This is a genomic window from Micromonospora sp. NPDC007220 (genome assembly GCF_040634035.1).
GTDB lineage: Bacteria > Actinomycetota > Actinomycetes > Mycobacteriales > Micromonosporaceae > Micromonospora > Micromonospora reichwaldensis.
Window position 1 is genome coordinate 94,763 of record NZ_JBEYEU010000014.1, and the last position, 26,869, is coordinate 121,631.

General features: G+C 74.2%; 26 protein-coding genes and 2 pseudogenes. 10 read left to right on the forward strand and 18 right to left on the reverse strand.

Features of this window, described 5'->3' with window-relative positions; all coding sequences use genetic code 11:
• Window positions 1-12 precede the first annotated feature (12 nt).
• The 8 genes and pseudogenes from ABZ573_RS22540 to ABZ573_RS22575 form a co-directional block, all read right to left on the reverse strand.
• Complete coding sequence (locus ABZ573_RS22540; protein WP_151453408.1) at window positions 13-870, reverse strand: lysophospholipid acyltransferase family protein; 858 nt, start codon at window positions 868-870, stop codon at window positions 13-15.
• A gap of 272 nt (window positions 871-1,142) precedes the next feature.
• Complete coding sequence (locus ABZ573_RS22545; RefSeq protein WP_151453389.1) at window positions 1,143-2,216, reverse strand: NAD-dependent epimerase/dehydratase family protein; 1,074 nt, start codon at window positions 2,214-2,216, stop codon at window positions 1,143-1,145.
• A gap of 120 nt (window positions 2,217-2,336) precedes the next feature.
• Window positions 2,337-2,438: an AURKAIP1/COX24 domain-containing protein gene (locus tag ABZ573_RS22550; protein ID WP_007465623.1), complete on the reverse strand. Its 102-nt coding sequence runs from the start codon at window positions 2,436-2,438 to the stop codon at window positions 2,337-2,339.
• Window positions 2,439-2,654: 216 nt separating this feature from the next.
• Entirely contained in the window at window positions 2,655-2,864 is a 210-nt protein-coding gene (locus tag ABZ573_RS22555) for a helix-turn-helix domain-containing protein (RefSeq protein WP_007465625.1), read from the reverse strand.
• A gap of 298 nt (window positions 2,865-3,162) precedes the next feature.
• Window positions 3,163-3,303: pseudogene (locus tag ABZ573_RS22560) on the reverse strand (ABC transporter ATP-binding protein); the annotation flags it as partial.
• Between the two features lie 56 nt (window positions 3,304-3,359).
• The gene (locus tag ABZ573_RS22565; protein ID WP_358120654.1) at window positions 3,360-4,631 is read right to left on the reverse strand and encodes a hypothetical protein; all 1,272 of its coding nucleotides are present in this window, start codon (window positions 4,629-4,631) and stop codon (window positions 3,360-3,362) included.
• Between the two features lie 611 nt (window positions 4,632-5,242).
• Window positions 5,243-5,821: a WHG domain-containing protein gene (locus tag ABZ573_RS22570; RefSeq protein WP_327029663.1), complete on the reverse strand. Its 579-nt coding sequence runs from the start codon at window positions 5,819-5,821 to the stop codon at window positions 5,243-5,245.
• Entirely contained in the window at window positions 5,814-6,611 is a 798-nt protein-coding gene (locus ABZ573_RS22575) for an alpha/beta hydrolase (protein WP_358120657.1), read from the reverse strand. Before ABZ573_RS22575 ends, ABZ573_RS22570 begins: the two co-directional genes overlap by 8 nt.
• 77 nt (window positions 6,612-6,688) lie before the next feature.
• Here ABZ573_RS22575 and ABZ573_RS22580 point away from each other — a divergent pair, with 77 nt between their 5' ends.
• Complete coding sequence (locus ABZ573_RS22580) at window positions 6,689-7,087, forward strand: VOC family protein (RefSeq protein WP_358120660.1); 399 nt, start codon at window positions 6,689-6,691, stop codon at window positions 7,085-7,087.
• Window position 7,088: 1 nt separating this feature from the next.
• Here the strand turns inward: ABZ573_RS22580 and ABZ573_RS22585 are convergent, their stop codons facing one another.
• Complete coding sequence (locus ABZ573_RS22585; RefSeq protein ID WP_151453384.1) at window positions 7,089-8,009, reverse strand: proline dehydrogenase family protein; 921 nt, start codon at window positions 8,007-8,009, stop codon at window positions 7,089-7,091.
• A gap of 131 nt (window positions 8,010-8,140) precedes the next feature.
• Here ABZ573_RS22585 and ABZ573_RS22590 point away from each other — a divergent pair, with 131 nt between their 5' ends.
• Genes ABZ573_RS22590 through ABZ573_RS22600 form a run of 3 tightly spaced genes read left to right on the forward strand, consistent with a single transcriptional unit; the run spans window position 8,141 to window position 10,170 of the window.
• Window positions 8,141-8,410 (forward strand): hypothetical protein, encoded by a 270-nt coding sequence (locus ABZ573_RS22590; protein WP_225852019.1) that lies wholly within the window; start codon window positions 8,141-8,143, stop codon window positions 8,408-8,410.
• A 1-nt stretch (window position 8,411) separates the two neighbouring features.
• A complete protein-coding gene (locus ABZ573_RS22595; RefSeq protein ID WP_358120665.1) occupies window positions 8,412-9,578 on the forward strand; it encodes a glutathionylspermidine synthase family protein in 1,167 nt (388 codons plus the stop codon).
• Window positions 9,579-9,597: 19 nt separating this feature from the next.
• Window positions 9,598-10,170, forward strand: coding sequence for a CGNR zinc finger domain-containing protein (locus ABZ573_RS22600; RefSeq protein WP_151453382.1), 573 nt, complete (start codon window positions 9,598-9,600; stop codon window positions 10,168-10,170).
• A gap of 113 nt (window positions 10,171-10,283) precedes the next feature.
• On the opposite strand, the gene ABZ573_RS22605 is transcribed toward ABZ573_RS22600, so the two are convergent.
• Together ABZ573_RS22605 and ABZ573_RS22610 are read right to left on the reverse strand one after the other, a co-directional pair.
• Window positions 10,284-11,090 carry a sugar phosphate isomerase/epimerase gene (locus ABZ573_RS22605; protein WP_358120669.1) on the reverse strand — a complete coding sequence of 269 codons (807 nt, stop codon included), beginning with the start codon at window positions 11,088-11,090 and terminating at the stop codon, window positions 10,284-10,286.
• Window positions 11,091-11,179: 89 nt separating this feature from the next.
• Complete coding sequence (locus ABZ573_RS22610) at window positions 11,180-12,124, reverse strand: Ppx/GppA phosphatase family protein (protein ID WP_327029667.1); 945 nt, start codon at window positions 12,122-12,124, stop codon at window positions 11,180-11,182.
• Between the two features lie 74 nt (window positions 12,125-12,198).
• Between ABZ573_RS22610 and ABZ573_RS22615 the strand changes: the two genes are divergently transcribed.
• A complete protein-coding gene (locus tag ABZ573_RS22615) occupies window positions 12,199-13,008 on the forward strand; it encodes a hypothetical protein (protein ID WP_151453380.1) in 810 nt (269 codons plus the stop codon).
• A gap of 56 nt (window positions 13,009-13,064) precedes the next feature.
• Here the strand turns inward: ABZ573_RS22615 and ABZ573_RS22620 are convergent, their stop codons facing one another.
• The gene (locus ABZ573_RS22620) at window positions 13,065-13,748 is read right to left on the reverse strand and encodes a response regulator transcription factor (protein WP_151453379.1); all 684 of its coding nucleotides are present in this window, start codon (window positions 13,746-13,748) and stop codon (window positions 13,065-13,067) included.
• 23 nt (window positions 13,749-13,771) lie between these two features.
• Window positions 13,772-15,058, reverse strand: coding sequence for an ATP-binding protein (locus ABZ573_RS22625; RefSeq protein ID WP_151453378.1), 1,287 nt, complete (start codon window positions 15,056-15,058; stop codon window positions 13,772-13,774).
• Between the two features lie 265 nt (window positions 15,059-15,323).
• On the opposite strand from ABZ573_RS22625, the gene phoU reads away from it, so the two are divergent.
• A complete protein-coding gene (gene phoU, locus ABZ573_RS22630; protein ID WP_132230787.1) occupies window positions 15,324-15,977 on the forward strand; it encodes a phosphate signaling complex protein PhoU in 654 nt (217 codons plus the stop codon).
• A 63-nt stretch (window positions 15,978-16,040) separates the two neighbouring features.
• Here the strand turns inward: phoU and ABZ573_RS22635 are convergent, their stop codons facing one another.
• Window positions 16,041-16,808, reverse strand: coding sequence for a phosphoglyceromutase (locus ABZ573_RS22635; RefSeq protein ID WP_151453377.1), 768 nt, complete (start codon window positions 16,806-16,808; stop codon window positions 16,041-16,043).
• Window positions 16,809-16,953: 145 nt separating this feature from the next.
• Between ABZ573_RS22635 and ABZ573_RS22640 the strand changes: the two are divergent.
• Window positions 16,954-18,279 (forward strand): annotated as a pseudogene (locus ABZ573_RS22640) (MFS transporter); the annotation flags it as partial.
• A gap of 311 nt (window positions 18,280-18,590) precedes the next feature.
• The gene (locus tag ABZ573_RS22645; RefSeq protein ID WP_358120676.1) at window positions 18,591-20,048 is read left to right on the forward strand and encodes an MFS transporter; all 1,458 of its coding nucleotides are present in this window, start codon (window positions 18,591-18,593) and stop codon (window positions 20,046-20,048) included.
• 467 nt (window positions 20,049-20,515) lie between these two features.
• On the opposite strand, the gene ABZ573_RS22650 is transcribed toward ABZ573_RS22645, so the two are convergent.
• From ABZ573_RS22650 to mshA, 3 genes are all read right to left on the reverse strand, one after another.
• Complete coding sequence (locus tag ABZ573_RS22650) at window positions 20,516-21,448, reverse strand: hypothetical protein (RefSeq protein ID WP_358120747.1); 933 nt, start codon at window positions 21,446-21,448, stop codon at window positions 20,516-20,518.
• A gap of 398 nt (window positions 21,449-21,846) precedes the next feature.
• On the reverse strand, window positions 21,847-22,374 hold the full coding sequence (locus ABZ573_RS22655) for a YbjN domain-containing protein (RefSeq protein ID WP_151453002.1): 528 nt from the start codon (window positions 22,372-22,374) through the stop codon (window positions 21,847-21,849).
• A 225-nt stretch (window positions 22,375-22,599) separates the two neighbouring features.
• Entirely contained in the window at window positions 22,600-23,964 is a 1,365-nt protein-coding gene (gene mshA / locus ABZ573_RS22660) for a D-inositol-3-phosphate glycosyltransferase (RefSeq protein WP_358120679.1), read from the reverse strand.
• 182 nt (window positions 23,965-24,146) lie between these two features.
• Between mshA and ABZ573_RS22665 the strand changes: the two genes are divergently transcribed.
• Window positions 24,147-24,908: an SDR family NAD(P)-dependent oxidoreductase gene (locus ABZ573_RS22665; RefSeq protein WP_151453000.1), complete on the forward strand. Its 762-nt coding sequence runs from the start codon at window positions 24,147-24,149 to the stop codon at window positions 24,906-24,908.
• Window positions 24,909-24,931: 23 nt separating this feature from the next.
• Window positions 24,932-25,729 carry a class I SAM-dependent methyltransferase gene (locus ABZ573_RS22670; RefSeq protein ID WP_327029671.1) on the forward strand — a complete coding sequence of 266 codons (798 nt, stop codon included), beginning with the start codon at window positions 24,932-24,934 and terminating at the stop codon, window positions 25,727-25,729.
• 18 nt (window positions 25,730-25,747) lie between these two features.
• Here ABZ573_RS22670 and ABZ573_RS22675 read toward each other — a convergent pair whose 3' ends face one another.
• Complete coding sequence (locus ABZ573_RS22675) at window positions 25,748-26,839, reverse strand: UDP-N-acetylmuramate dehydrogenase (protein WP_327029672.1); 1,092 nt, start codon at window positions 26,837-26,839, stop codon at window positions 25,748-25,750.
• Window positions 26,840-26,869: the final 30 nt, after the last annotated feature.

The following is a 26,869-nucleotide window of genomic DNA, read 5'->3' on the forward strand; positions in this document are numbered from 1 at the left end:
CGCCCGCATCGGTCAGGGGCCGAACGGGTCCGGGCGACGCTCCAGCAACTGGTGCAGGGTCTGCTGGATGGTCTCCCGCACCTGGTCCGCGAGGTTGAACACGACCAGCGGATCATCGGCGGAGTCGGTCAGGTGCGCGGTGGGGATCGGCGGGCAGAACTCGATCAGCCACTTGCTCGGCAGCGGCACCACGCCGAGCGGCCCCAGCAGGGGGAACGTGGGCGTGACCGGGAAGTAGGGCAGCTTGAGCAGCCGCGCCAGGGGCTTGATGTCGGCGAGCATCGGATAGGTCTCCTCGCCGCCGACGATGGCGACCGGCACGATCGGGGTGCCCGTGCGCAGCGCCGCCGAGACGAACCCGCCCCGGCCGAAGCGTTGCAGCTTGTAGCGCTCGGAGTAGAGCTTGCCGATGCCCTTGAAGCCCTCGGGGAAGACGCCGACCAGCTCGCCGTTGCCGAGCAGCCGCTCGGCGTCCGGGTTGCAGGCGACCGTACCGCCGGTCTTGCGGGCCAGCTCGGAGACCACCGGCATCCGGAAGACCAGGTCGGCGCCGAGCAGCCGCAGGTAGCGGCGGGCCGGGTGCTGGTCGTGCAGCGCGGCCGAGAGGATCAGCGCGTCCAGCGCCACGGTGCCCGAGTGGTTGCCGACCACCAGGCCGGCACCCTCGGTGGGCACGTGCTCCAGGCCGGTGACCTCGGTGCGGAACCAGTCGCGGTAGAGCATCCGCAGCAGCGGGTGGAAGACCGCGTCGGTGATCTCGGGATCGAAGCCGAACTCGTCGACCTCGTAGTCGCCGGAGAGCCGACGACGCAGGAACGCCAGGCCCTTGGCGACCTTGCGGTCCCAGTGGTCGCCGGGCCGGTCCTCCACCGCCGGCCCGGCGGGGGCCGGCGCGGCCCCGTTCGGTCCCGTGCCGCCCGGCGCCGGGTCCGCCACGGCGGCGGCCGGCTCGTCGGTAGCCGCCGGGTCGGGCTCGTCGGCGGGGGCCGGCGCGTCGTGCGCGACCGTCTCGTCGGTGGCGGAGGTGTCGGGCTCGTCGGGGGTGCCGAGATGGTGTCCGTTCGCCCGCGCGGGCTCCGCGTCCGGCGCGGGCACGGTCAGCGGTACGTCGTAGCGGCCGTCGCGCCGCTCCTCCGGCCCGTTCACGAGCCCTCCCGTACGGCCGCCCGGACCTGCCGGATCCCGTCCAGCACGAGCTGCTCCGCGACGGCCAACTGGTCCCGGTTCACGACGACACCGCCGTAGTGGGCGCGGATGAAGTCGTCGAAGGCGGCGGCGGTGGAACGGGGCGTGAAGCCGTACTCCCGCTCCAGCCGGCTGGTGTCGACGACCCGGCCGTGCACGAAGAGGTCGACCTGGTCCAGGCCGTAGCGGCCGAAGCCGAGGTTGCGGGCGATCGCGGCGGCGCTGGAGAGGCCGGGCTCCAGCACCGGCACGGCCACCCGACCGGCCCGCCGGATCGCCTGCGACAGGGAGAGCACGCCCGGCCCGGCCACGTTGTACGTCCCCGGATGGTCCTCGACGATCGACCGGTGCAGCACCTCCAGCGCGTCGTCGAAGTGCAGGAACTGCAACCGGGGGTCCCGCCCGAACACGGTGGGCACCACCGGCCGGGAGAAGTAGCGGGTGAGGGTGGTGTCGGCGGTCGAGCCGATGAACGGCGCGAAGCGCAGCACGGTCGCGGTGACGTCGGGCCGGCGGCGGCGGAAGCCGCGGACGTACCCCTCGATGTCCAGGATGTCGCGGCCGAACCCGCCGCGCGGCACCTCGCGCGGCTCGGTCTCCTCGGTGAAGACGGCCGGGTCGCGGAACGACGCCCCGTAGGCGGCCGTCGAGGAGCGGACCACGAGCTTGCGCAGCCGGGGCGCGCGCTGGCAGGCGGCGAGGAGCTGCATCGTGCCGATGACGTTCTGTTCCTTCATCGCCGAGCGACCGCCGTGCTGCGGATCCGGCGAAGTGACCAGGGCCAGGTGGACCACCGCGTCGACGTCGAGGTCGGCGAGGAGGCCGCCGAGCGAGCCGGCGTCGACGCGGACGCGCTCGACCCGGTCGAGCAGGTCGGAGAACTCGGCGCCGGGCTCGGGCTGGTCCACGCCGATGACCCGCTCGATGCGGGGGTCGGCCGCGAGCCGGGCCGCGACGTGCGCGCCGAGGTACCGGCTGACCCCGGTGACGACGACGACCCCCGGGGCACCTGTGGTGCCACCGGGGGTCATGTCGCGCACCTTCCCCGGCAGGAGGGATCGAACCGGGAAATCCGCGGCGTGATCACCTGAGCCTCCGGGGGTCGACAGTTGGCAAGTGACGACGGGAGCCGGGCCGGGACCCGGCCCCGGTCACTTGCCGAGACGGCGACGCTGGACGCGGGTCTTGCGCAGCAGCTTGCGGTGCTTCTTCTTAGCCATGCGCTTGCGGCGCTTCTTGACCACCGAGCCCATACGAAAGCCTTTCGATGCAACGTGCGGGGCGACCGGATGACGCCACGGTGTGGCGTCGGCGACCGCTTGCGGACAACGGACCGGACCAGCGGGGTAAGCGGCAGGGCGCACCTGCGGTCACGGTCGGGGTCCAGGGTAGCCGGAGAGCGTCAGCAGGACCAACGCGCCCCCGTCGATGCCCGTTACGTCGTGCTTGAACGACGGCCCGCGGGAGGGTCAGGCGGTTTCCTGAAAGGCGCCCCGCAGGTATTCGTGCACCGCGTGTTCGGGCACCCGGAACGACCGGCCGACCCGGACAGCGGTGAGCTCACCGCTGTGCACCAGGCGGTAGACCGTCATCTTCGACACCCGCATCACCGTCGCCACCTCGGCGACGGTGAGGAACTTGACCTCCGACAGCCGTCCGTCGGACTGCGACCCGGCCATGGCTCACCGACCAATCCCATGCCCGGCGCGTGCCACCGGACGGGTTCGTCCCGCCCGGACCGGCGACGCGCGTGTTACCAGTACGGTAGCGGGACGGCTGTGACCGGCGCGATCCCTTCGTACAACTGATCATGATTCTCGCCGGTGTCCACCCGACCGGTCGGTTCGTTGTCGAACCTGTTGCGCCCGGCGTCCGATCGGTCCCCGCCCGGGACACGCCGCCCGGTCCGGGACGGTCGGGACGCTGCCCGACGCACGTGGCCGCCCCGACGGTCGGAAGCGGGCCGCCGCGCGGAAGGCGTCCGGTGGCTCCGGCGGCGCCACCGGAGCCACCGGACGGGTGCCCCGGGCCGCTTCCGGACGCGGACCGGGGCTCCGCGCTGGGAGCGGGCACCAGTGTGTCAGGTCGCCCGGCGCGGCCCGACAGCGGTCGATCATGAATGTCGAGGGCCGCCCGGACCGGCGCCAGCGGGGGCCACGGCGCCGCCCGGCCCGTCAGCCGACCACGGCCCGGGCGTACCCGACGCACTCGTCGTGCAGGGCGGACCAGGGTTCGCCGAGGACCCGCTCGGCCGCCTGGTCCACCGGCGTGCGCTCGTGCACCACGGCCGCGAAGAAGGCGAGCAGCCGCTCCGGGCCGAATCGGTCGACCAGGTGCCGGACCGCCAGGTAGGAGACGCCGTAGCTGCCGCTGACCCGGTCGGCGGGGGCGTCGTCGGCCGGGCTGAGGCTGTCGAGCCGGCCGTCCCAGCCGCCGCCGAGCAGGCGCCGCACCTCGTCCAGTCCCGCGTACCGGTCGATCGGCTCGCCGTCGGCGCCCGCGTACTCGGCCAGCCCCTCCACCAGCCACCAGGTGCCCTTGCCCGGGTAGCCCCGCTCGGGCAGGGACGCGGCGTGGGTCAGCTCGTGCCGGAGCAGGTCGTCCACCCCGCCGGCGACAAGTCCGTCGGCGTTGAGCACCACCTCGTGGTGGCCGCCGCCGACCGTGACCGCGTACCCACCCGTCCACTTCGGCCGGCCGCCGCCGTACCAGCGCTGCCACTCGCCCCGGCCCGCGTAGAAGATCCGGTACCGGTCCGGCGTGCGGCCACCCACGGCGTACGTGTCGGCGACCCGGGCGGCGGCCTCCGCCTGGGCCAGCAGGTCGGGCAGTTCCTTGCGCAGGGCGGGAGTGGTGGCCACGAGCGTACGCCGACCGACGGCCACGGCCAGTGCGCTGACCTCCCAGGGCCGGGTGCCGGTCTCGGCGGACCGGGACGGCTCCACGGCGAGCAGCCGGGGCCGCTCCCCCTCCCGCCACCGGGTGCCGGTCAGCACGCGGCTGGTGCGGCAGTCCGGCGTGACGAAGCAGTAGCGGAACTCGACAAGCAACCGCCACTCGCCGGGCCGGCCCTCGACCGGGGTGGGCAGGCCGTTGGCGCCGGCCTGCCAGGCGGTCACCCGCAGCGCGCGCAGCGCGGCGTACCGGCGGCGCAGGTCCGGATGCGCGACCGGCTCCGCAACCGCCAGGAACCCGGTGCGGTCCCCGCCGAGCAGGGCGGCGGACTGCCGGGCCAGTTCCGCCGTCATCCGCTCGCCGAGCCGGCGGGCGGCCGCGGTGGCGGGGTCGTCGGCCGGCGCGGCGGACGCCCCCGGCCCCGGCGGGTCACCGGCGCGCACCAGGCCGGCCACCAGCGCCGCGGGCAGGCCGCAGGCCAGCAGCAGTACGACCACCGCCAGCGCCACCCCGAGCGGCCGGATCCGCCGCGACGACCGCTCGCTGCCCACCGCCGGAAGGGCCGGCGCGGCGGGCGCGGCCGTCCCGGCGGAGTCAGCGGGCGCGGCCCTCTCAGCGGGCGCGGCTTCCTCGGCGGGCTCGGCCCCCTCTACAGGCGCGGCCCTCTCGGCGGGCTCGGCGGGGCCAGCCGGCTCGGCCCTCTCGGCGGGCTCGGCCTCAATCTCGGCCTCGGCCTCGACGATGGACTCGGCACCGTCAGCCGGCCCGGCCTCGGCAGCGGGCCCGGCGCCGTCAGCGGGCTCAGCGCCGTCAGCGGGCCCGGCCCCATCAGCGGGCCCGGCCCCATCAGCCGGCTCGGGGCCGTCAGCGGGCCCGGCCTCTTCTGTCGCGGCGGCCGGCGTGCCGTCCGTCACCGGTCGGCCGTCCGTTCCGGGCTGCCCGTCAGTCACCCGCCGAAGGGTACGACCATCGGGCCGGCCGGGCGACCACGGCCCGGCGAGCCACGCCGCCTGGCAGCCCGGAGCGCGGCAGCAGACGGCGGCACGGCGACGGCGGCCACCCACCTCGGCCGGGCGTCGCCGCGTCCAGGGTCAGCCCCACCGGCCGCCGACGGCCGGCACGGCCGGCTCCAGCGGGAAGAGCGGCAGCGGACCCAGGCCCGTCAGCGGCGGTCCGCGCGGGGCCAGGACCGGAACGCGCCGTCCAGCGCGGCGACCAGGTTGTCGAACGTGGCATCGACAGCGCGGGGCATGCCGAAGCCGCCGGCCGCCTCCAGCGAGACGAACCCGTGCAGGGTGCTACGCAGCATCCGGGTCGCGTCGACGGCGTCGTCGCCGTCGAGCCCGTAGCCCCGCAGGGTGGCCCGGATCGCCCCGACGGCCCGCTCGCCGGCGGCGACGTGTTCCGGGTCGGCCGGGTCCGGGACCCGCTGGGTGGCCGGGTAGCGACCGGGGTGCCGGTGCGCGTACGCCCGGTAGGCGGTGGCGACGGCCCGCAGCGCGTCCCCGCCGGCCCGGCCCGCGGCGGCGGCGGTCAGTTCGTCGGCGAGTTCGGCGGTGGCCAACGCGGAGAGCTTCTGGGCGAGCGCGTCGGCCCCTCGCACGTGCTTGTAGAGGCTCGGCAGCGCGACGCCGAGCCGGTTGGCCAGCGCGGCGAGGGTGAGCTGGTCGGCGCCGACCTCGTCGGCGAGGCGGGCCGCCTCGCGCACCACGCTCGCCTGGGTCAGCCCGGCCCTAGGCACCGGTGACCGCCAGGAACTCGGCGAGTTGGGCGGCGGTGCGCGCCGGCTGGTCTGCGTGCGGGTAGTGGCCGGAGTCGTCGATCATCCGTGCCTCGGCGGTGGCGAAGAGCCGGCGGGCCGCCCGCGCCCCGGCACCAGGGTCGCGGAAGTCCGGGTCCTTCGTGCCCATCAGCACCAGCACCGGCTGCCGGACCTCGCGCGCCCGCGCGGTCCAGTGCGGGTCTGCCGGGGCGATCACGCCGCGCATCGCCGCCATCCGGCCGGGCTCGCGCAGGGTGGCGACCATGGCCTTGCGGTACGCGGCGTCGTCGGCCGGCCGCTCGCACGGGAAGAGCGTGCGGTGGAAGAGCCCGAACAGCCGGGGGCTGCGCAGCACGGCGGCCAGGGCCACCCGCATGAACGGGTTGAGCTTCGGCTCCTCGGCGAACGGGGCGAGCTGGACGACGCCGTTGACGAGCGCGGGATCGTCGGCGGCGGCGAAGACCACGGCCGCCGCGCTGGACGAGCTGCCGACGAGGGTGGCCGGTCCATCGCCGAGGTCGCGGACCACCGCGAGCAGGTCGGCGCCGACCTCCGCCGGGGCGTACGTCGGCCAGCCGGCGCTGGACGCGCCGTGCCCCCGGACGTCCACCGCCGCCACCCGGTGCCCGGCCGCGACGAGCAGCGGGACCAGGTGGCGGAAGGAGCCGCGGTTCTCCCCCATGCCGTGCGAGAGGACGACGAGCGGCCCCTGCCCGTGCACCTCGTAGGCGATCCGCCCGCCGTCCCGCTCCACATAGCTAACCATCATAACCGATAAGCTAATGTAGTTAGCCAACGCCGTCAAGGGCTTGACCTCACGTCGGCTTCAGGTCGCACGATCGGGTCATGTCGCTCGCCCCCACGCACCTGCGCATCGCCCGACCGAGCCGCGACCTGGCAGCCGCCGAACGCTTCTGGGTCGGCGGACTCGGCCTCGACGTGCTCTGGCGCTCCGCCGCCGAGGCGCCGGGCGAGCACGACCTGCTGATGGTCGGCCGGCCGGGCGACCACTGGCACCTCGAACTCGTCGGCGGGGACCACGCCGTCGCGCCGACGCCGACCGCCGAGGACCTGCTGGTGCTCTACCTCGACGGCCCCGTCGACGACGGGCTGGTCCGAGAACTGGAACGGGCCGGCGGGACGAGGGTCTCCGCCGGCCCGTACTGGGACCGCTGGGGGGTGACGGTGGCCGATCCGGACGGCTACCGCCTGGTGCTGAGCACCCGGGGCTGGTCGAACGGCTGACCTACTTCTTCGACAGCACGGCCCGGCCGAAGAACATCAGGTTGGCCGGGCGCTCGGCGAGCCGGCGCATCAGGTAGCCGTACCAGTCCTCGCCGTAGGGCAGGTAGGTGCGCACGGTGTAGCCCTCGCCGGCCAGCCGGGCCTGCTCCTCCGGACGGATGCCGTAGAGCATCTGGAACTCGAAGCGCTCGGGGCCGCGGTCGAACCAGCGGGCCCGGTCCTCCCCGATGGCGATCAGGCGGGGGTCGTGGGTGGCCAGCATCGGGTAGCCGTCGCCGGACATGAGGATGTTCATGCACCGCACGTAGGACTTGTCCACTTCGCGCGCGGACTGGTAGGCCACCGACTCCGGCTCCTTGTACGCGCCCTTGCACAGCCGGACCCGGGAACCGGCCGTGGCCAGCTCGCGGCAGTCCGACTCCGTCCGCCGCAGGTACGCCTGGAGCACGGCGCCGGTCGACGGGTGGTCCTTGCGCAGCTTGGCGAGGATGTCCAGCGTCGAGTCGGTGGTGGTGTGGTCCTCCATGTCCAGGGTGACCGTGGTGCCCGCCTCCTCGGCGGCGGCGCAGATCGCCCGCGCGTTGTCGTAGGCGAGCTGCTCGTCGAACATCTGGCCCAGCGCCGACAGCTTGACGCTCACCTCGGCGGCCGGGGTGAGCCCCGCCTCGGCGAGCCGCCGGAGCAGCCCGACGTACTCGTCGCGGGTGGCGGTGGCCTGCTCGGGGGTGACGGTGTCCTCGCCGAGGTTGTCGAGGGTGACCGCGAGACCGTCGTCGACGAGTTCGCGGGTCGCGCGCAACGCGTCGTCGGTCTTGGCGCCGGCGACGAACCGGCGGACGAGGTCCCGGCTGAACGGGGCCGTCGCGACGAGCCGCTCGACCTGGGGTGACCGGGAGGCGGCGAGGATGACGGTACGGAGCATGGACCGAGCGTAACGCCCGCCGGTGGCCCCGCGCGGGGCAGCGGGCGCAGCCTCGGTCGCCAGGTCCCAACACCGTCACAGGCACCGACCGGGGGCGGACGGCGGTGGCCCCCATCGGTTACAACGATGACGTGGAACAACGCCCCCGCCGCCGGCTCCGGTCGGCCTCCGTGCAGCTCGGCGCGCTCACCGTCCTCGCGCTCACCCTCTCCGGCTGCAACATGTCCTCGGACGACGACGATGACGACTGCGCCCTCGGCCCCGTGGGCGGCGGCGAGACGGTGGCCCTGGCGCTGCGGGCGCCCACGGTGACCGCCGGGCGCACCGCGCCGGAGCCGGCCGCCGCGGCGGTGCCCGACCGGGGCGGCTTCGGCACCCACCTCGCCTCCTGCGGCGGCTGAGGTGCGCCGGGAGTCGGTCACCCCCCGACCGGACTGGGACGCCACGATCCGCTCCCAGGGCCTGGTGTACGTCGACACCGAGCTGCCCGACGGCGGCATCATGTCCTACTGGGACGAGACCGCCGCGTACGCGTTCGAGCTGGACGAGGTGCTGCGGCTGGAGGAGGCGACCGAGGAGCTGCACCGGATGTCGGTCGCCGCCGCCGAGCACGTCGTCGCGCGCAACCGCTACGCCGAGTTCGGCATCCCCGCCTGGGCGGCCGAGGCCGTGGCCCGGTCGCTGCGCGAGGCGCCGCCCACCCTCTACGGGCGCTTCGACCTCGCCTACGACGGCACCTGGCCGCCGAAGATGCTGGAGTACAACGCCGACACCCCCACCGCGCTGGTCGAGGCGAGCATCATCCAGTGGTACTGGCTGGAGCACACCCGGCCGGAGCTGGACCAGTGGAACAGCCTGCACGAGCGCCTCGTCGAGGCCTGGGCGAAGATCGGCGCGGGGCTGCACGACCGCCGGGTGCACGTGGTCTGGTCCAACGAGGAGGAGTCCGGCGAGGACCACATGACCGCCGGCTACCTCGCCGAGACCGCCCGCCAGGCCGGGCTGGAGGTCACGCTCCAGCCGATCCAGCGGCTCGGCTGGGACGGCCGCCGCTTCGTCGACGCGGCCGACCAGCCGGTCACCACCTGCTTCAAGCTCTACCCCTGGGAGTGGATGCTCGCCGAGCCGTACGGGCCGCTGGCGCTGGAGCCAGGCACCCCGACGACCTGGATCGAGCCGGCGTGGAAGCTGCTGCTGTCGAACAAGGCGCTGCTCGCCGTGCTCTGGGAGCTGTACCCCGGCCACGAGCTGTTGCTGCCCGCGTACCTCGACTCGCCGCGCGGCATGACCGAGTACGTGGCCAAGCCGCTGCTCGGCCGCGAGGGCGGCTCGGTGCGGATCGTCACGGGCGACACCGAGATCACCAACCCGGGGATCTACGGCGACGAGGGCTGGTGCTACCAGGAGTTCCGGGCGCTGCCGGAGTTCGCCGGCAACCGGATGGTGCTGGGCAGCTGGATCGTCGACGGCGAGTCGGCCGGGGTGGGGGTGCGGGAGAGCGCGAGCCTCATCACCGACGGCTACGCGCGGTTCCTGCCGCACTACATCGACGCGCCACGGGTCCCCTGAGTCGTCTACGGTTGTGGGCGTGAACTTCGACGCGTACGCCCGGACCGGCGTTGACCTCGTCAACGCCCGCCTGGACGACCTCGACGACCTCCGGGCCCTCTTCCCCGACGACAACGCGTGGATGCGCGACGAGGTGGCGGAACGGGACCTCGCGACATTCCGGCGGGCGCAGAAGCGCTTGCGCGACGTCTTCGAGTACGGCACATCCGGGCGGGACGCCCAGGCGGTGACCGAGCTCAACGCGCTGCTGGAGGCGTTCCCGGTGCAGCCCCGCATTTCCGGGCACGACTCCAGCGACTGGCACATGCACGTGACCAGCCGGGGCGCCTCGGTGAGTGCCGAATACCTGGCCGGCGCCGCCTGGGGGCTGTCGGTCTGGCTCTGCGAGTACGGCAGCGCCCGGTTCGGGGTGTGTGCCGACGACCGCTGCGGCAACGTCTACCTGGACACCTCGTCCAACTGCTGCCGGCGGTTCTGCTCGGAACGCTGCGCCACCCGCTCGCACGTGGCCGCCCACCGCGCCCGCAAGCGCGCGGCCATCGGCGAGCAGGCCGGCGTGAACAGCAAGGAATCGCTCAGCACGACCGTCTGACGCCGTGCCCGGCCGGCCCTCCGGTGCCGGCCGGGCACGCGCGGCGGCCCTCCGGGCGGCCACCGGGCACGGGGCGGCGGCCCTCCGGGCGGCCACCGGGCACGGCGCGGCGGTCAGGCGTCGACCGGGGACGGGGTGCCGAGGTGCTGGCGGGCGAACGCCAGCGACTCCCGCAGGTCGGCCTCCCGCACGGCGCGGCTCTTCGCGCCCCGGGTGGTGACCTCCACGGCGACCGAGCCGGTGAAGCCGCGCCCGGCCAGCGAGGAGAGCAGCTCGCCGCAGGGCTGGGTGCCGCGCCCCGGCACCAGGTGCTCGTCGCGGCCCTCACCCGTGCCGTCACCGAGGTGCACATGGGCCAGGTTGGCCCCCATCCGGTCGGCCATCGCCAGCGAGTCGGTGTGCGAGGCGGCGCAGTGCGACAGGTCGAGCGTGTAGGAGTCATACCCCGTCTCGGTCGGATCCCAGCCCGGGACGTACGGCACGAACTGCCGCCCCGCCATCCGGACCGGGTACATGTTCTCGACCGGGAAGCGCAGGTCGGGGTAGTCGGCGGCGATCGTGGCGAGCCCGTCGGCGAAGTTGCGCGCGTAGTCCCGCTGCCAGGTGAACGGCGGGTGCACCACCACGGTGGGCGCCCCGAGCGTCGCCGCCAGCTCCGCGGAACGACGCAGCCGCTCCCACGGGTCGGGGCTCCACACCCGCTGCGTGACCAGCAGGCAGGGCGCGTGGACGGAGAGCACCGGGACGCCGTAGTGCTCGGCGAGCCCGCGCAGCGCGCCGGAGTCCTGGCTGACGGCGTCGGTCCAGACCATCACCTCGACGCCGTCGTAGCCGAGCGCGGCGGCCAACTGGAACGCCGCCGCGGTCCGCTCAGGAAAGACCGAGGACGTGGACAGGAGCACGGGGACGCGGGAAGTCACACCATCGAGGGTAGCCGGGGTCGATCGACACCTCGTGACGAGAGACCGCAAACCGCCCAGATCACACCGGACCGTCTACCGTTCGCGGTTCACACCGGACCGAGCTGGTCCAGGTGGCGCAGGATCACGCCCTCGCGCAGCGCCCAGGGGCAGATGTCCAGCGCGTCCACGTCCAACTGGCGCAGCACGGCCTCGGCGACGACCGCCCCCGCGAGCAACTGGTGGGCCCGGCCGGCGCTGACCCCCTCCAGCTCGGCGAGCTGGGCCGGCGGGATGTGCCGGATGAACCCGAGCACCTGGCGCAGCCCGGCGCGGGTGAGCCGGCGGGGCGCCCACAGTCCGGCGCCGGAGGGCGCCGCGCCGGCCAGCCGGGCCAGCGTCCGGAACGTCTTCGAGGTGGCCACCGGCCGCTCCCAGCCCACCGCGGTCAGCTGCGCGACGGCCGGTTCCAGCAGCCCGTCGACGTACGCCCGCAGCTCGTCGACCGCCTCGGCCGGCGGCGGCGCCGCGCTGTCGGGGGCCACCCGGAGCCGGTCCCGGGTGAGCCGGCCGGCGCCGAGCGGCAGGGAGACCGCCACGGCCGGGTCCTCGTCGATGCCGGCCGCGAGCTCCAGCGAGCCGCCGCCGATGTCCAGCACCAGCAGCCGGCCCGCCGACCAGCCGAACCAGCGCCGCACCGCGAGGAAGGTCAGCCGCGCCTCGTCCGCACCCGGCAGCACCTCCAGGCGTACGTCGGTCTCGTCGCGCACCCGCGCCAGCACCTCGGCGGCGTTGGTGGCGTCGCGGACGGCGGAGGTGGCGAACGCGATCAGGTCCTCGGCGCCCAGCCCCACGGCCGCCGCCCTGGCCATGCCGACCGCCTTGACCAGGCCGTCCGCGCCGGCCTCGGTGAGCGCGCCGTCCGGGCCGATCTGCTCGGCCAGCCGCAGCACGACCTTCTCCGAGTGCGCCGGCCAGGGGTGCGCCCCGTGATGGGCGTCGACCACCAGCAGGTGCACCGTGTTGGAACCGACGTCGAGGACACCCAGTCGCATGCTGAAGACACTAGGGCCAACCGGATTGCGCGGCTCGGCGGACCGGTGGGGGCACCGGGCGTACGCTGGGCCGGGTGACAGGCCAGATCGAACTCCGTGTGCTGGTGGACGACCCGGACGACCCCCGCAGCCGCGAGGTGCCCCTGGACTTTCCCCGGGAGTGGATCGAGTTCGCCGACCCGGCGGACGACAACCACCTCATCCGGGCCGACCTGACGTGGCTGCTCTCCCGCTGGACGTGCATCTTCGGCCGGGGCTGCCACGGCATCGTCGCCGGCCGGGCCGCCGACGGCTGCTGCTCGCACGGCGCGTTCTTCACCGACTCCGAGGACGAGCAGCGGGTCCGGGCCGCGGTCAAGCGGCTGACCCCGGCGACGTGGCAGCACTTCCGGCGCGGGTTCAAGAACTGGACCGAGAACGACACGATCGACGGCAAGAGCTCCGCCCGCCGCACCGCCACCCAGGAGGCGGACGGGCCGTGCGTCTTCCTCAACGACGCCGGATTCCCGGGCGGCGCCGGCTGCGCCCTGCACGCGCAGGCGCTGCGCGACGAGGTGCACCCGCTGGAATACAAGCCCGACGTCTGCTGGCAGCTGCCGATCCGCCGCGACCAGGAGTGGGTCAAGCGTCCGGACAACACGAAGGTGCTGGTCTCCACGCTCTCCGAGTTCGACCGGCGGGGCTGGGGTGCCGGCGGGCACGACCTGGACTGGTGGTGCACGTCCTCCACCGACGCGCACGTCGGCAGCGAGCCGATGTACGTCTCGTACGGCCCGGAGCTGACCGCGCTCGTGGGCGCCCCCGCGTACGCGAAGCTGGCCGAGGTGTGCGGGGCGCGCAGGCGGCAGGGCATGGTCGCCCCGCACCCCGCCGACGGCGCCTGACCGACCGACGACGACGGGGCCCGCGCGCGGCGCGGGCCCCGTCGTGCGTACGCCGGTCAGGGCTCGAACTTGTAGCCCAGACCCCGCACGGTGACGATGAAGCGCGGCGCGGACGGCTCCGGCTCGACCTTGGAGCGCAGCCGCTTGACGTGCACGTCGAGGGTCTTGGTGTCGCCGACGTAGTCGGCCCCCCAGACCCGGTCGATGAGCTGGCCCCGGGTGAGCACCCGGCCCGCGTTGCGCAGCAGCAGCTCCAGCAGCTCGAACTCCTTGAGCGGTAGCTGGACCGCGGCGCCGTCGACGGTCACCACGTGCCGTTCGATGTCCATCCGGACCGGGCCGGCGGCCAGCGTCGGCCCGCCCGACTCGGCGGCCTCGGCGCTCTGCCGCCGCAGCACCGCCCGGATCCGGGCGACCAGCTCCCGGGGCGAGTACGGCTTGGTCACGTAGTCGTCGGCGCCGATCTCCAGGCCGACCACCTTGTCGATCTCACTGTCCCGGGCGGTGACCATGATGATCGGCACGTGCGAACGCTGCCGGAGCTGCCGGCACACCTCGGTGCCGGACATCTCGGGCAGCATCAGGTCGAGCAGCACGATGTCGGCGCCGGTCCGGTCGAACTCGGTGAGGGCGGCGGTCCCCGTCGCGGCGACGGACACCTCGAAACCCTCCTTGCGGAGCATGTACGACAGGGCGTCGGAGAACGACTCCTCGTCCTCGACCACCAGTACGCGGCTCAACGGGACTTCCTTTCCATGTGCTGTCAGGCCTGCCGGAGCTCGGCCGGACCGGCCTCGATCCCAGCGGGCGGCGGTGTCGCCAGGCCCTCGTCGGGGGGACGGGTGGGCAGCCGGAGGGTGAACGTCGATCCACCACCAAGAGTGCTCGACACCTCCACCCTTCCGCCATGGTTGCCGGCGATGTGTTTCACGATGGCCAGCCCGAGGCCGGTGCCGCCGGTCGACCGGGACCGGGCCTGGTCGGCCCGGTAGAACCGCTCGAAGATCCGGTCGACGTCGGTCGGGGCGATCCCGATGCCCTGGTCGGCGACGGAGATCTCCACGTGTTCGTCGGCGGCGCGGGCGGTGATCCGGACGGTGGTGTCCTCGCCCGAGTAGTTGACGGCGTTCTCCACCAGGTTCGACACGGCCGTGGCGAGCTGCGCGTCGCTGCCGTGGACGGTCAGGCCCCGTTCGGCGTCGACGGCCACCTCGATCCGGCGGGCGGCGGCGGAGGTGCGGGTCCGGTCGATCACCTCGGCGATCACCCAGTCGATCGCGACCGGCTCCGGGGGCGGCTGCGGCTCGGCGCCCTGGAGGCGGGTCAGCTCCAGCAGCTCCTGCACCAGGCGGCCCAGCCGGGTCGACTCGTGCTGGATGCGCTCGGCGAACCGACGCGCGGCGACCAGGTCCTCGGAGAGGTCGGGTGCGCCCGCCCCGGCGGGCTCGGTGGCGTCCAGCAGCGCCTCGGCGAGGAGTTGCAGCGCCCCGATGGGGGTCTTGAGCTCGTGGCTGACGTTGGCGACGAAGTCGCGGCGGACCCGGGCCAGCCGGTGCGACTCGGTCACGTCCGAGGCCTCGACGGCGATGAAGCCCGCCCCGATCCCCATCGCCCGCAGGTGCACCCCGAGCGGGTTCACCCCGGCGTTGTCGCGGCCCCGCGGCAGGTCCAGCTCGATCTCGCGCCGCACGCCGGTGCGGCGCACCTGCCCGGCGAGCGTACGGATCAGTGGGTGGGCGGCGATCGAGCCCTGGGTGGGGCCGGTGCGGAGCAGCCCCATCGCCCGGGCGGCCGGGTTGACCAGGACGGGCAGGTCGTCGGGGTCGAGCACGACCACGCCGGCCCGTAGGGAGTCGATGGTCCGGCGGCCGATGCCGGACTGCGGATCCTCGGCTATCGGGAGCCTCCCGGAGGTGTGGGGGTAGCCGGACCGGCTCCCCGCCCGCGTGGCGCGTTCGCCCAGCGCCGGAACGAGCCGGGGCAGCAGCACCCCGGCGACCAGTCCGACCGCCAGCCCCACGGCCACCGCGACCGTCACCGCCCATTCCACCCGGCGATCGTAGGGTCATTGTTAACCTGGCAACCACCACAAATAGGATGAATCACCTTCGCTTCCGGCAAAGTTCACTCCCGCGTCCGGCGTCGTTCACCGAGGTTCACCTCGGGTCTCCCCGCCCGACCTACCGTGGGCGGCGTACCTGCCCCCGCCGGCCGGGGCCGGCGACCAGCGACCCTCGCCCGCGCCACGGAGCCGGCGACCGTTGCGCCGGCCCCCCGGCCGGGCGACCGACAACCAGCGACCACAGGACGTGACAATGCGCGACGAGTTCCGGGCTGACCTCCAGATCGTCAGCCAACTGCTGGTGGACATGGCGGAAGGGGTCCGGGCCGCGATGCGGCAGGCCACCCACGCCCTGCTCACCGCGGACCGCCGGGCGGCCGAGACGGTGATCGAGCGGGACGCCGAGATCGACGAGCTCTACCGGCACGTCGAGGAGCGGGTCTGCGACCTGCTCGCCCGGCAGGCCCCCGTCGCCTCCGACCTGCGCGCGATGATCACCGCGCTGCACGTCGCGGCCGACCTGGAGCGGATGGGCGACCTGGCCGACCACGTCGCCAAGACCGCCCTGCGCCGGCACCCCTCGCCGGCCGTCCCGGCGGAGCTGCGGCCGACCTTCACCGACATGGCCGCCATCGCCGACCGGATGGCCATCAAGATCGGCTCGGTGCTCGCCAAGCCCGACGCCGACCTCGCCGCCGAACTCGACGGCGACGACGACGCCATGGACGACCTGCACCGCAGCCTGTTCGGGCTGCTGCTCGGCGAGGACTGGCCGTACGGGGTGGAGACCGCCATCGACGCCACCCTGCTCGGCCGCTTCTACGAGCGCTTCGCCGACCACGCCGTCAACGCCGGCGAACACGTGGTCTACCTGATCACCGGACAGACCACCCCCACGGCGGGCTGAGCGCGCGCAAAGGGCCCCTTCCCACGCGCGTCGCGCCGGGAAGGGGCCCTTTCCGTGGCTACGTCAGCGGCCCTGGTTGGCCACCGCGGCGGCGGCCGCCTTGGCGGCGGTCGGGTCCAGGTACGTGCCGCCCAGGGTGAGCGGGCGCAGCTGCGGGTCCAGGTCGTAGCGCAGCGGGATGCCGGTGGGGATGTTGAGCTTGGCGATCGCCTCGTCGGAGATCTGGTCCAGGTGCTTCACCAGGGCGCGCAACGAGTTGCCGTGCGCGGCCACCAGCACCGTACGGCCAGCCAGGATGTCCGGCACGATCGAGTCGTACCAGTAGGGCAGCATCCGCTCGACGACGTCCTTGAGACATTCGGTGCGGGGCATCAGCTCGCCCGGCAGCAGCGCGTAACGCGGGTCGCCGACCTGCGAGAACTCGTCGTCGTCCGCGATCGGCGGCGGCGGGGTGTCGTACGAACGGCGCCAGAGCATGAACTGCTCCTCGCCGTACTCCTCCAGGGTCTGCTTCTTGTTCTTGCCCTGGAGGGCGCCGTAGTGCCGCTCGTTGAGCCGCCACGACCGGCGCACGGCGATCCAGTGCCGGTCGGCGGCGTTGAGCGCCAGCTCGGCGGTGCGGATCGCGCGGCGCATCACGCTGGTGTGCACCACGTCCGGCAGCAGGTCGTGCTCGCGCAGCAGCTCGCCGCCGCGGCGCGCCTCGGTCTCGCCCTTCTCGGTCAGGTCGACGTCGACCCAGCCGGTGAAGAGGTTCTTGGCGTTCCAGTCGCTCTCGCCGTGCCGCAGCAGGACCAGCGTCCCGACGGTGGGCCCCTCGCTAGCAGTCATGCCGATCATCCTGCCGCACGTCGTCGGGCGACGCGCGGGCGGTGGTCGTGACGACCACCACGTGGAAAATGCGCTGCCCGGAGATCCGGCCTGGCACTAGGTTGTAAGGCGCAACAATCAAGACGGTCATTACGGGGGCGCTGGCGTGCGGACGATGCGGGGTTGGTTCCGGGACACCACCGGCGGCCTACCGGTCAGCTTCTGGTACCTGTGGGCCGGCACCCTGATCAACCGGCTCGGCTCGTTCGTCCTGGTCTTCCTGGCCATCTACCTGACGCAGGAGCGCGGCTTCTCCGCGTCGCAGGCGGGGCTGGTGCTCGGCCTCTGGGGCGTCGGCGGGGCGCTCGGCACCACCGCCGGCGGCACGCTGAGCGACCGCTGGGGCCGCCGGCCCACCCTGCTCACCGCGCATCTCGGCGCGGCCACCATGATGCTCGCCCTCGGCTTCGCCCGGGAACTGTGGGCCGTGGCGCTCGGCGCCCTGCTGCTCGGCATGTTCGCCGAGGCGGCCCGGCCCGCGTTCGGCGCGATGGTGATCGACGTGGTGCCGGAGAAGGACCGGCTGCGCGCCTTCTCGCTGAACTACTGGGCGATCAACCTCGGCTTCGCCAGCGCGGCGATCCTCGCCGGCCTCGCCGCCGAGGCCGGCTTCCTGCTGCTCTTCGTGGTCGACGCGACCACCACCGTGATCACCGCACTGGTCATCTTCCTCAAGGTCGGCGAGACCCGGCGGGTCCCCGCCGGCGGGGGCGGCCAGCGGGGCGCCGGCGCCCCCGTCGGGGCGCTGCGCACCATCCTGCGCGACCGGGTCTTCCTCGGCTTCGTGACGCTCAACCTGTTCGCCGCGCTGGTCTTCCTCCAGCACATCTCGATGCTGCCGATCGCCATGGGCGACTCCGGGCTCAGCCCCACCACCTACGGCTCGGTCATCGCGCTCAACGGGGTGCTGATCGTGGTCGGCCAACTCTTCGTTCCCCGGCTGATCAGGGGCCGGAGCCGATCGCACGTGCTCGCCCTGGCGTCGGTGGTGATGGGCGTCGGGTTCGGGCTCACCGCCTTCGCCGACACCGCCTGGTTCTACGGCCTGACCGTGCTGGTCTGGACGGTCGGCGAGATGCTCAACTCGCCGTCCAACGCCACCCTGATCGCCGAACTCTCCCCCGCCGAGCTGCGCGGCCGCTACCAGGGCGTCTTCTCGCTCTCCTGGCAGGGAGCCGCCGCGGTCGCGCCCGTCCTCGGCGGCCTGGTCCGGGAGCAGGCCGGCAACGCCCAGCTCTGGTTCGGCTGCGCCGCCATCGGCGGGCTGATGGCGCTCGCCCACCTGATCTCCGGCCCGGCCCGGGAGCGGCGGGCCACGCTGCTGCGGGCGGCCACCGGTCCCGTCGTGCCGGTGGTGGCGATCCGCCCGCCCGCCCCGCAGGCCGCCGAGGCGGCGGCGACGGCCCCCGCCGAGCCGGTCGGCCCGGCAGGGGACGACGGCCTGCCGGACAGGGGCCCGGGGCGGCCGGTCGGCCCGGCAGGGAGCGACGGCCTGCCGGACAGGGACCCGGGGCGGCCGATCGGCCCAGCAGGGGACGACGGCCTGCCGGACAAGGGCCCGGCAGGGCCGGTCGGTCCGGCCGGGAGCGACGGCCTGCCGGACAGAGGCCCGGGGCGGGCGCCGGAGCCGACGGGAGCGCGGTGACCAGCGACACGCTGGCGCGGCAGCCCTCGGCTTCCTACGGTCGAGGACGCTTCGGCCGAGGACGCCTCGGTTAGGAAACAGAACTGTCGGGAGGACGGGTGCGGGCCCTGCGCCGCTGGCTGGACGACACCGCGGGCGGGCTCCCCGCCACCTTCTGGTACCTCTGGGCCGGACTGCTGATCAACCGGGCCGGCGCCTTCGCGATGCTCTTCCTGTCGCTCTACCTGACCGAGGCGCGGGGAGCGAGCGAGGCGCTCACCGGCACGGTCGTCGGGGCGTACGGGCTGGGCGGGGCGGGCGGCGTGCTGCTCGGTGGGGTGCTGGCCGACCGGTGGGGGCGGCGGTCCACCCTGCTCGCCGCCCACCTGGCCACCGCCGGACTGATGGTCGGGCTGGCCTTCAGCCGGCACCTGGTGATGATCGCGGCGCTCGCCGCCCTGGTCGGGGTGGCGCACTCGATGCCCAGCCCCGCCTTCGTGGCGGCGATCGTCGACGTGGTGCCCGAACGCCGGCGCTCCCGGGCCTTCAACCTCCAGTTCTGGGCGTTCAACCTGGGCATGGCCGTCGCCTCGCTGCTGGCCGGCCTCCTCGCCGAGGCGAGCTTCGTCGCGCTCTTCCTGGTCGACGCCGCCGCCACCGCGCTCGCGGCGGTGGTCATCGCCTGGAAGGTCCCGGAGACGCTCCCCCGCCTCGCCGCCAAGGCTGCCCCGATCTTGGACACTTTCCGCTCCGACCGGTCAGAAAGTGTCCAAGATCTTCGGGTGGCACCGGTCCGCGGCAGCGGAGCGGTGCCGCGGCGGGTGGGGCGGGAGCGGCAGCGGCGAGTGGGGTGGCCGCGGCGGGCGGGGCAAGAGCGGCGGGCGGGGCGGGAGCGGCAGGCGGGGCGGGAGCGGCAGGCGGGGCGGGAGCGGGAGCCGGGGCTGCACACGGCGCTGACCGACCGCACCTTCCTCACCTTCGTGGGCCTGACCTTCGTGTTGGCCGTGCTGACCATGCAGACGTCAACGATCATGCCCCTGGCGATGCGGTCGGACGGCCTGCGCCCGTCGGCGTACGGCGCGGTGGTGGCGCTCGGCGGAGTCCTGATCGTGCTCGGGCAGCTCTTCGTGCCGCGGCTGATCGAACGGCACCGCAAGGACCGCGTCCTGGCCGTCTCCACCGCGCTGCTGGCGCTCGGCTTCGCCACTCTCGCGTTCGCCGACGACGTGGCGGTCTACCTGGCCGCGGCGGTGGTCTGGACGGTCGGCCAGATGCTCGCCGCGCCGCCCAACGCGCAGATCAACGCCGACCTCGCCCCGCTCGAGCTGCGGGCCCGCTACCAGTCGGTGTTCTACCTGGCCTTCCCGGCGGCGTCGTTCGTGGCGCCCACCCTGGGCGGGGTCAGCCTCCAGTATCTCGGGGACCGGCACTGGCTCATCGTCGGCGGACTCGGGCTGCTGGCCGCCGGCTGCCATCTGCTCGCCGGCCCACCCCGCGAACGCCGCGTAGCGGCCCTCCGCCAGCTCTCCACCCCCCTTCCCCCATCCCCGACCCCCGCCCCGTCCTCGGTGCGGTGATCATCAGGTTGGCGGCCCTGGGAGATCGACATCGCCGCCGACATCATGATCAACGCAGGCGGCGGGCGGGAAGGAAAGCCCGGGTGGGGGGGACAGCAGAACGCCCACCGCGACTCGTGATCGCGATGGGCGTTCGCACCGTATGACCGGCGGCGGCGGGCGAAGCCCACCCCCGTAGGCGTCGCCCGCTCGCGCCGCCGGTCCAAACAGGTGGCCACCGTCCCCCAACGGTGTTGTTCCACCCGTCCCCCGCGCCTCACTCGGTGCACGGATCTGATCGATCCACCGCTCCCCCGAACGGTTCCAAGCGTGGCGCGGTGCAATAAAGTTAGTTCGCCCGGGATTACGAAGACAACCTGGACGGGCTGTCTCGCCGGTCACAGCTCCGATTCCCACCGGGAGTACCGTCACTTCGGGCCTCGGTGGTGGCCAACAGCGGTTACCCGTCGACCATTCCCCCAAACACGTCAGGCGTCCTCACGATCGGGCGATTCCGTACGGAAGAAGTTGCTCGGCCGGCCGTCACGGAGCTGCTCCTGGTAGATCAGGTTCAGCTTCCGCTCGTCGAAGGTCCGGAACCACTCGTCCCAGGTGATCTCACGTACCCGGCTGCTCTCGCGGTAACCGGGCATGTTGAAGGTGAGTACGCCGGGCCGCCCCTCCCGCTCGGTTCCCGCGATCGTCGCCGGTGCGGCGCCGCGCTCCCGCGCCCAGTTGCGGATCACGTCGTGGTTGGTGGTCACCAGGCTTCGGCCGGGGCGCTCCGGCCGGTCGGCGGTGGACGAGATGAGCTGCGAGGAGCGCACCGACCGCGAGGTGCTCCGCCCGGTCCGGACACCGGTCGCCGTACCGCCGCGCGCCGTGCCCGCCCGCGACGACGCCGACGCGGACGTACGGGCCGCCGTGGACTTCCGGGCCGCCGACGTGGTCTTCTTCGCCGGGGCGGCCTTCCTGGCCGGAGCCCGCTTCGCCGCCGCCTTCGCCGGCGGAGCGGTCTTCCTCGCCGCCGCCTTCTTCGCCGCCGGAGCTCTCTTCGCAGCCGGTGCCTTCTTCGCAGCCGCCGTCTTCTTCGCCGCAGCCTTCTTCGCCGCCGGGGCCGTCTTCTTCGCCGCAGCCTTCTTCGCCGGAGCGGCCTTGTTCGCCGCCTGTGCCCGGCCCGGGGCTGCCTTGTTCGCCGCCCGGCCCGACGCCGCCTTCTTCGTGGCGGCGGCCCGTCCGGCGGACGCCCGCGTCCCCGTCGCCCGACCGGCGGGCCCGGTGCTGCGACGCGCGGCACCGCCCGAGGGACGCTCCGCCCGCAGGGTCTTCGCCAGCGTCTTCACCAGTTCCGGCTTGCGCAGGGCGGAGATGCCGGAGACCCCGCGCTTGCGCAGCTGCCCCCGGATCTCGTCCACCTTCATCCCGGAGATCTCGGATTCGGAGATCGACGGGGTGTTCGGGGTCTGGTTGCCCGGCTGCCGTTTCGTCCTGGTCGCAGTCCCGCCGCGACCTGAGCTGTTCCGCTGAGCCATGGGACGCTCACGCTCCTCGACAGTTGGTCCTCGGCGCGCGGCGGGTCCCAGTGCCGCACCGCGCAGTGCGGCATACCCGTCAGGACCGGTCCGAACCTCCGACCGGGGCACCCGTGGTCCAGGCCGGTCGACGAGCGCGGCCAGGACCCTCCCGGCGAGCACGACCCGAGGCGGTCGTCGGCGGCACCCCCGATCGGCCCGGCGACACCGGTACGGCCCGACGGCATCCGACTGCCCGGCGGGCACCAGGCTGCCCAACGGCACAGGGCTGCCCGACGACGCCCGACCTACCCTGCCGTGCCCGGCTGCCCGGCCGCGCCCGGGGAGGGCTCGAAGAGGTGGGCGAACGCCGCGAGGTTGGCGGTGGACTCGCCCCGCTTGACCCGCCACTCCCACTCCCGCCGGATCGAGCTGCCGAAGCCGATCTCCAGCATCGTGTCGAAGGACTCGTCGGCGTACGTCAGCACCGCGCCCAGGAGCCGGTCCAGCTCGTCGGCGTCGATCCCGGCCGGGTTGACGCGACCTGTCAGGTAGACGTCGCCGACCGCGTCGACGGAGAAGGACACGCCGTACATGCGGGCGTTGCGCTGCAACAGCCAGGCCCACAGCTCCTCGCGCCGCTCGTCCGGCTGGCGCATCACGAACGCCTCGATGCGCAGCGCGTGCTCGCCGAGGATGAGGTTGCAGACCGTCTTCAGCTTGTGGGTGCCCGGCAGCGTGACCGCGTACGAGCCCGGGCCGGTCGACTCCCAGGCCAGCTCCCGCTCGTCGCAGACCGACTCGATCAGGGCCGCAAGATCACTCTTCCCGCTCATCGGATCCACTCTACGGCCGGCACCGCCCCGGCACCGGACGACGACGGCCGGCACGACAGCAGCCGGCACCAGGCGACGACGGCCGGCGACGACGGCCAACGCGACAGCGGCGGGCGCCAGGCGACGACGGCCGGCACGAGAGCGGCCGGCCCAGGCAACGACGGTCGGCATCAGGCAACGGGGGTCGGCGCGCGACCGTAGGCCGGCAGGCAGGCGCGCGAGCGGTCACCAGGAGCAGGACATCGCCGGGCCGCAGGCCAGCTCGGAGGCGAGCCGGGCCCGGTGCGCGGCGATCGCCTCGCCGTAGACGGTGAGCAGCCCGGAGGCGGTGCGGTGCCAGGAGAAGTTGCGGGCGTGCCGCGCGGCGCCCCGGGCCAGCTCGGCGCGGTGGGGCCGGTCCGGCAGCAGGCGGCCGAGCGTACGGGCCCAGTCGGCCGGGTCGTGGCCGTCGATCAGCACGCCGCTGACCTGGTCCCGCACGGCGGTCACGAGGCCGCCGACGGCGGCGGCCACCACCGGCGTACCGCAGGCCTGTGCCTCCAGCGCGACCAGGCCGAAGGACTCGTTGTACGACGGCACCGCGACCAGGTCGGCGGCCCGGTACAGGGCGGGCAGGTCGTCACCGGTCTGCGGGGGCAGGAAACACACCCGGTCGGCGACGCCGAGCGTGCCGGCCAGCTCCATCAGGGCGGTCGGCCGGTCCAGCCCGCTGCCGCTGGGGCCCCCGCAGATCACCACGGTCACCTCGTCGGCGAGAACCGGGTCGCGCTCGCGCAGCGCGGCCACCGCGCGGATGAGCACGTCCGGGGCCTTCAGCGGCTGGATGCGGCCGACGAAGGCCACCACGTACCCGGTGGCGGGCAGCCCGAGCCGGCGGCGGGCCTCGACGGCGACGCGGTCGCGGTTGCCCGGGGCCGGGCGGAACCGGTCCAGGTCCACGCCGGGCTCGACCACGGCGACGCGGGCCGGATCGGCGTCGTACCGGTCGATGAGGTCACGGGCCTCGACCGTCGTGTTCGCGACCAGCCGGTCGGCCTCGGTGACCACCTGTTCCTCGCCGATGACGCGGGCCTTCGGTTCGGGCCGGTCCCCGGCGGCGAGCTGGGCGTTCTTGACCTTCGCCAGCGTGTGCGCGGTGTGCACCAGCGGCACCCCCCAGCGCTCCTTGGCCAGCCAGCCGACCTGCCCGGAGAGCCAGTAGTGGGAGTGGATCAGGTCGTAGTGGCCCGGGGGCCGGGACGCCTCGGCGCGGAGCACGCCGGCGGTGAAGGCACAGAGCTGCCCAGGCAGCTCCTCCTTGGTGAGCCCTTCGAGGGGGCCGGAGGTGACGTGCCGGACGTGCACGCCGGGTGCCGTCTCGACCACCGGGGGCAGGTCGCCGGAGGTGGCCCGGGTGAAGATCTCCACCTCGACGCCCGCCTCGGCCAGCCGCCGGGCGACCTCCAGGATGTAGACGTTCATGCCGCCGGCGTCGCCGGTGCCCGGCTGGTGCAGGGGTGAGGTGTGCACCGAGAGCGTCGCGATCCGCCGGGGGCGGGGCCACGGGCGCGCACCGCGCTGACGACCCACACCGGTGTGCAATTCCGCCACGTCCGCTCCCCTTTGTCACGGTTGATGCCGTCCGCACGCCCGGCGCCCTTCGGACAACGTCCCCGGCCGATGTCATCTTCCCCATCGGGCACCTGTAATGCGCCGGGGCGGCGCCCGGGCGTGACGGACCTCATCACCACGCCGCCGGCACCCGCCCCGGTGGCCCGGGGGAGAATGGCCGGATGACCTCTGTCGCCGTCGTCACCGGAGCCTCCAGCGGAATCGGGGCGGCCACCGCCCGCCGGCTCGCCGCCGAGGGGTTCCACGTCCTCGCCGCCGCGCGGCGTACCGACCGGTTGGCCGCCCTGGTGGCCGAGATCGAGGCCGCGGGGGGTGCGGCCACCGCCGTGGCCTGCGACGTCACCTCCGACGAGTCGGTGGCCGGCCTGGCCGGGGCGGCGACGGCCCTGGGCCCGGTCACCCTCCTGGTCAACAACGCGGGCGGCGCGCGCGGCCTGGACCCGGTCGAGTCCGGGTCGGTCGGCGACTGGCAGTGGATGTACGACGTCAACGTGCTCGGCACGCTGCGTGTCACCCAGGCGCTGCTGCCCGCGCTGGAGGCGTCCGGGGCCGGCACCATCGTGGTCGTCTCCTCGACCGCCGGCTTCACCGTGTACGAGGGCGGGGGCGGCTACGCCGCCGCGAAGCACGCGCAGACGGCGATCGCCGGCACGCTGCGGCTGGAACTCTGCGGCCGACCGGTGCGCGTGATCGAGATCGACCCGGGCATGGTCCGGACCGACGAGTTCGGGCTGGTCCGCTTCGCGGGGGACGCCGAGCGGGCGGCGGCCGTCTACGCCGGGGTCGCCGAGCCGCTGGTCGCCGAGGACGTCGCCGACTGCGTCGCCTGGTGCGCGACGCGCCCGCAGCACGTCAACGTGGACCGCCTCGTCGTACGGCCGCTGGCCCAGGCCGCCCAGCACAAGGTGCACCGGGTCGGCTGAGCCGGCCCGGACGGTCGCGGACGATGACGGGCACGGCGCGGCACCGGCCGCTCGGCGTGGTGACCCGGGGCACGACGAACCCGAACCGGCTCCGCCGGGTGGACAACTGGATCGTCGAGACCTGCCGGGAGGCGCTGCGCGAGGCGGCCGACCCGCTGGTGGTGGACCTCGGCTACGGCGCCAGCCCGGTGACCGCCGTCGAACTGCGCGCCCGGCTCGCCACCGCGGTCCGCCCCGACGTGCGGGTCGTCGGGCTGGAGATCGATCCGGTACGCGTCGCCGCCGCCCAGCCGTCCGCCGACCCACCCCGGCTCACCTTCGCCCGGGGCGGCTTCGAGCTGGCCGGGCTGCGACCCGCCCTGGTCCGCGCGTTCAACGTCCTGCGCCAGTACGACGAGCGCGAGGTCGCCGATGCCTGGCGCACCATGACCGCCGGGCTGGCCCCGGGCGGGCTGCTGGTCGAGGGCACCTGCGACGAGTTGGGGCGGCTCGGCGGCTGGCTGCTGATCGACGCCGACGGCCCCCGTACGCTCACCCTCGCCGCGAAGCTCACCACCCTCGACACCCCCGCGGAGCTGGCCGAACGGCTGCCCAAGGCGCTGATCCACCGCAACGTCCCCGGCGAGCGGATCCACGACCTCATCCGCGCGCTCGACGACGCCTGGCACGCCGCCGCCGGCTACGCCCCGTACGGCCCGCGCCAACGCTGGCTGCGCGCGGTCGCCGCGGTACGGGCGGCGGGCTGGCCGGTCCTGGACGGCCCCCGCCGCTGGCGCCACGGCGAACTCACCCTCCCCTGGCCCGAGATCGCCCCCGCCTGACGGCTGCCCGGCGGCGGGTCAGATGGTGCAGTTGATGAGGATCGGTTCGGGGTGCAGGGTCACGCCGAAGCGGTCGTGGACGCCGTCGCGGATCTCCCGGGCCAGCTCGACCAGGGACGCCGTGCTGGCGGTGCCGCTGCGGTTGGTCAGGGCGAGGGTGTGCTTGCTGGAGATGGCGACGCCCTCCGGCCCCGGATGGCCCTTGCCGAAGCCGGCCCGGTCGATGAGCCAGGCGGCGCTGACCTTGACCATGTCCCCGGGGCAAGGCCAGGACGGCGGCTCGCCGATGTCGGCGGCGCGCTCCCGCAGCAGCTCGTACGCGGCCACGTCGAGCACCGGGTTGGTGAAGAACGAGCCGACCGAGCGGGTGTCCGGGTCGGTGGCGTCGAGCACCATGCCCTTGCCGGCGCGCAGCCGCAGGACCGTGGCCCGGGCGTCGGCCAGCGGCACCCGGTCCCCCACCTGCACGCCGAGCGCCCGGGCCAGTTCCGCGTAGCGCACGGGGCCGGACAGCGGCGAGCGGGCGAGCCGGAAGTCGACGGAGAGCACCACCCAGCGGTCGCTGTACTTGAAGATGCTGGACCGGTACGCGAACCCGCAGTCGGCGGCGTCGATCCGCCCGACGGTCCCCTCGACCCGGTCGTGGACTCCGACGCCGACGATGGTCTCGGCGACCTCCTGGCCGTACGCGCCGACGTTCTGGATGGGGGTGGCGCCGGTCGAGCCGGGGATGCCGGAGAGGCACTCCAGGCCGGACCAGCCGTTGGCGACGGTGGTGGCGACCAGCTCGTCCCAGGGCTCGCCGGCCTCGACGCGTACGGTGACGGCGTCGGCGTCCTCGGCGACCACCCGCACGCCCCGGGAGCGCACCAGGACGACGGTGCCGGGGAAGCCGGCGTCCCCGATCACGACGTTGCTGCCCCCGGCGAGGAGCAGGACCTGCTCGTCGCGTCCGGCCGCCTCCCGTACGGCCCGCACGATCGCGTCGGCGTCGGTGCCGGCGACGACACGGGCGGCGGGACCGCCCAGGCGTAGGGTGGTGTATCGCGCCAGGTCGCACGTCGTGGCGGGTTCGGTTCCGGTTGTCGGCTGGGCGTAGACGTCTGACACGCCTTTCACCCTAGGCTGAGGGGTAGCCGC

Coding starts and splice junctions, on each gene's coding strand:
- ABZ573_RS22545 (WP_151453389.1), bottom strand. CDS start 2,216: ATGACCCCCGGTGGCACCACAGGTGCCCCGGGGGTCGTCGTCGTCACC.
- ABZ573_RS22550 (WP_007465623.1), bottom strand. CDS start 2,438: ATGGGCTCGGTGGTCAAGAAGCGCCGCAAGCGCATGGCTAAGAAGAAG.
- ABZ573_RS22555 (WP_007465625.1), bottom strand. CDS start 2,864: ATGGCCGGGTCGCAGTCCGACGGACGGCTGTCGGAGGTCAAGTTCCTC.
- ABZ573_RS22575 (WP_358120657.1), bottom strand. CDS start 6,611: ATGATGGTTAGCTATGTGGAGCGGGACGGCGGGCGGATCGCCTACGAG.
- ABZ573_RS22580 (WP_358120660.1), top strand. CDS start 6,689: ATGTCGCTCGCCCCCACGCACCTGCGCATCGCCCGACCGAGCCGCGAC.
- ABZ573_RS22585 (WP_151453384.1), bottom strand. CDS start 8,009: ATGCTCCGTACCGTCATCCTCGCCGCCTCCCGGTCACCCCAGGTCGAG.
- ABZ573_RS22610 (WP_327029667.1), bottom strand. CDS start 12,124: ATGCGACTGGGTGTCCTCGACGTCGGTTCCAACACGGTGCACCTGCTG.
- phoU (WP_132230787.1), top strand. CDS start 15,324: ATGCGCGACGAGTTCCGGGCTGACCTCCAGATCGTCAGCCAACTGCTG.
- ABZ573_RS22635 (WP_151453377.1), bottom strand. CDS start 16,808: ATGACTGCTAGCGAGGGGCCCACCGTCGGGACGCTGGTCCTGCTGCGG.
- ABZ573_RS22650 (WP_358120747.1), bottom strand. CDS start 21,448: ATGAAGGTGGACGAGATCCGGGGGCAGCTGCGCAAGCGCGGGGTCTCC.
- ABZ573_RS22655 (WP_151453002.1), bottom strand. CDS start 22,374: ATGAGCGGGAAGAGTGATCTTGCGGCCCTGATCGAGTCGGTCTGCGAC.
- ABZ573_RS22665 (WP_151453000.1), top strand. CDS start 24,147: ATGACCTCTGTCGCCGTCGTCACCGGAGCCTCCAGCGGAATCGGGGCG.
- ABZ573_RS22670 (WP_327029671.1), top strand. CDS start 24,932: ATGACGGGCACGGCGCGGCACCGGCCGCTCGGCGTGGTGACCCGGGGC.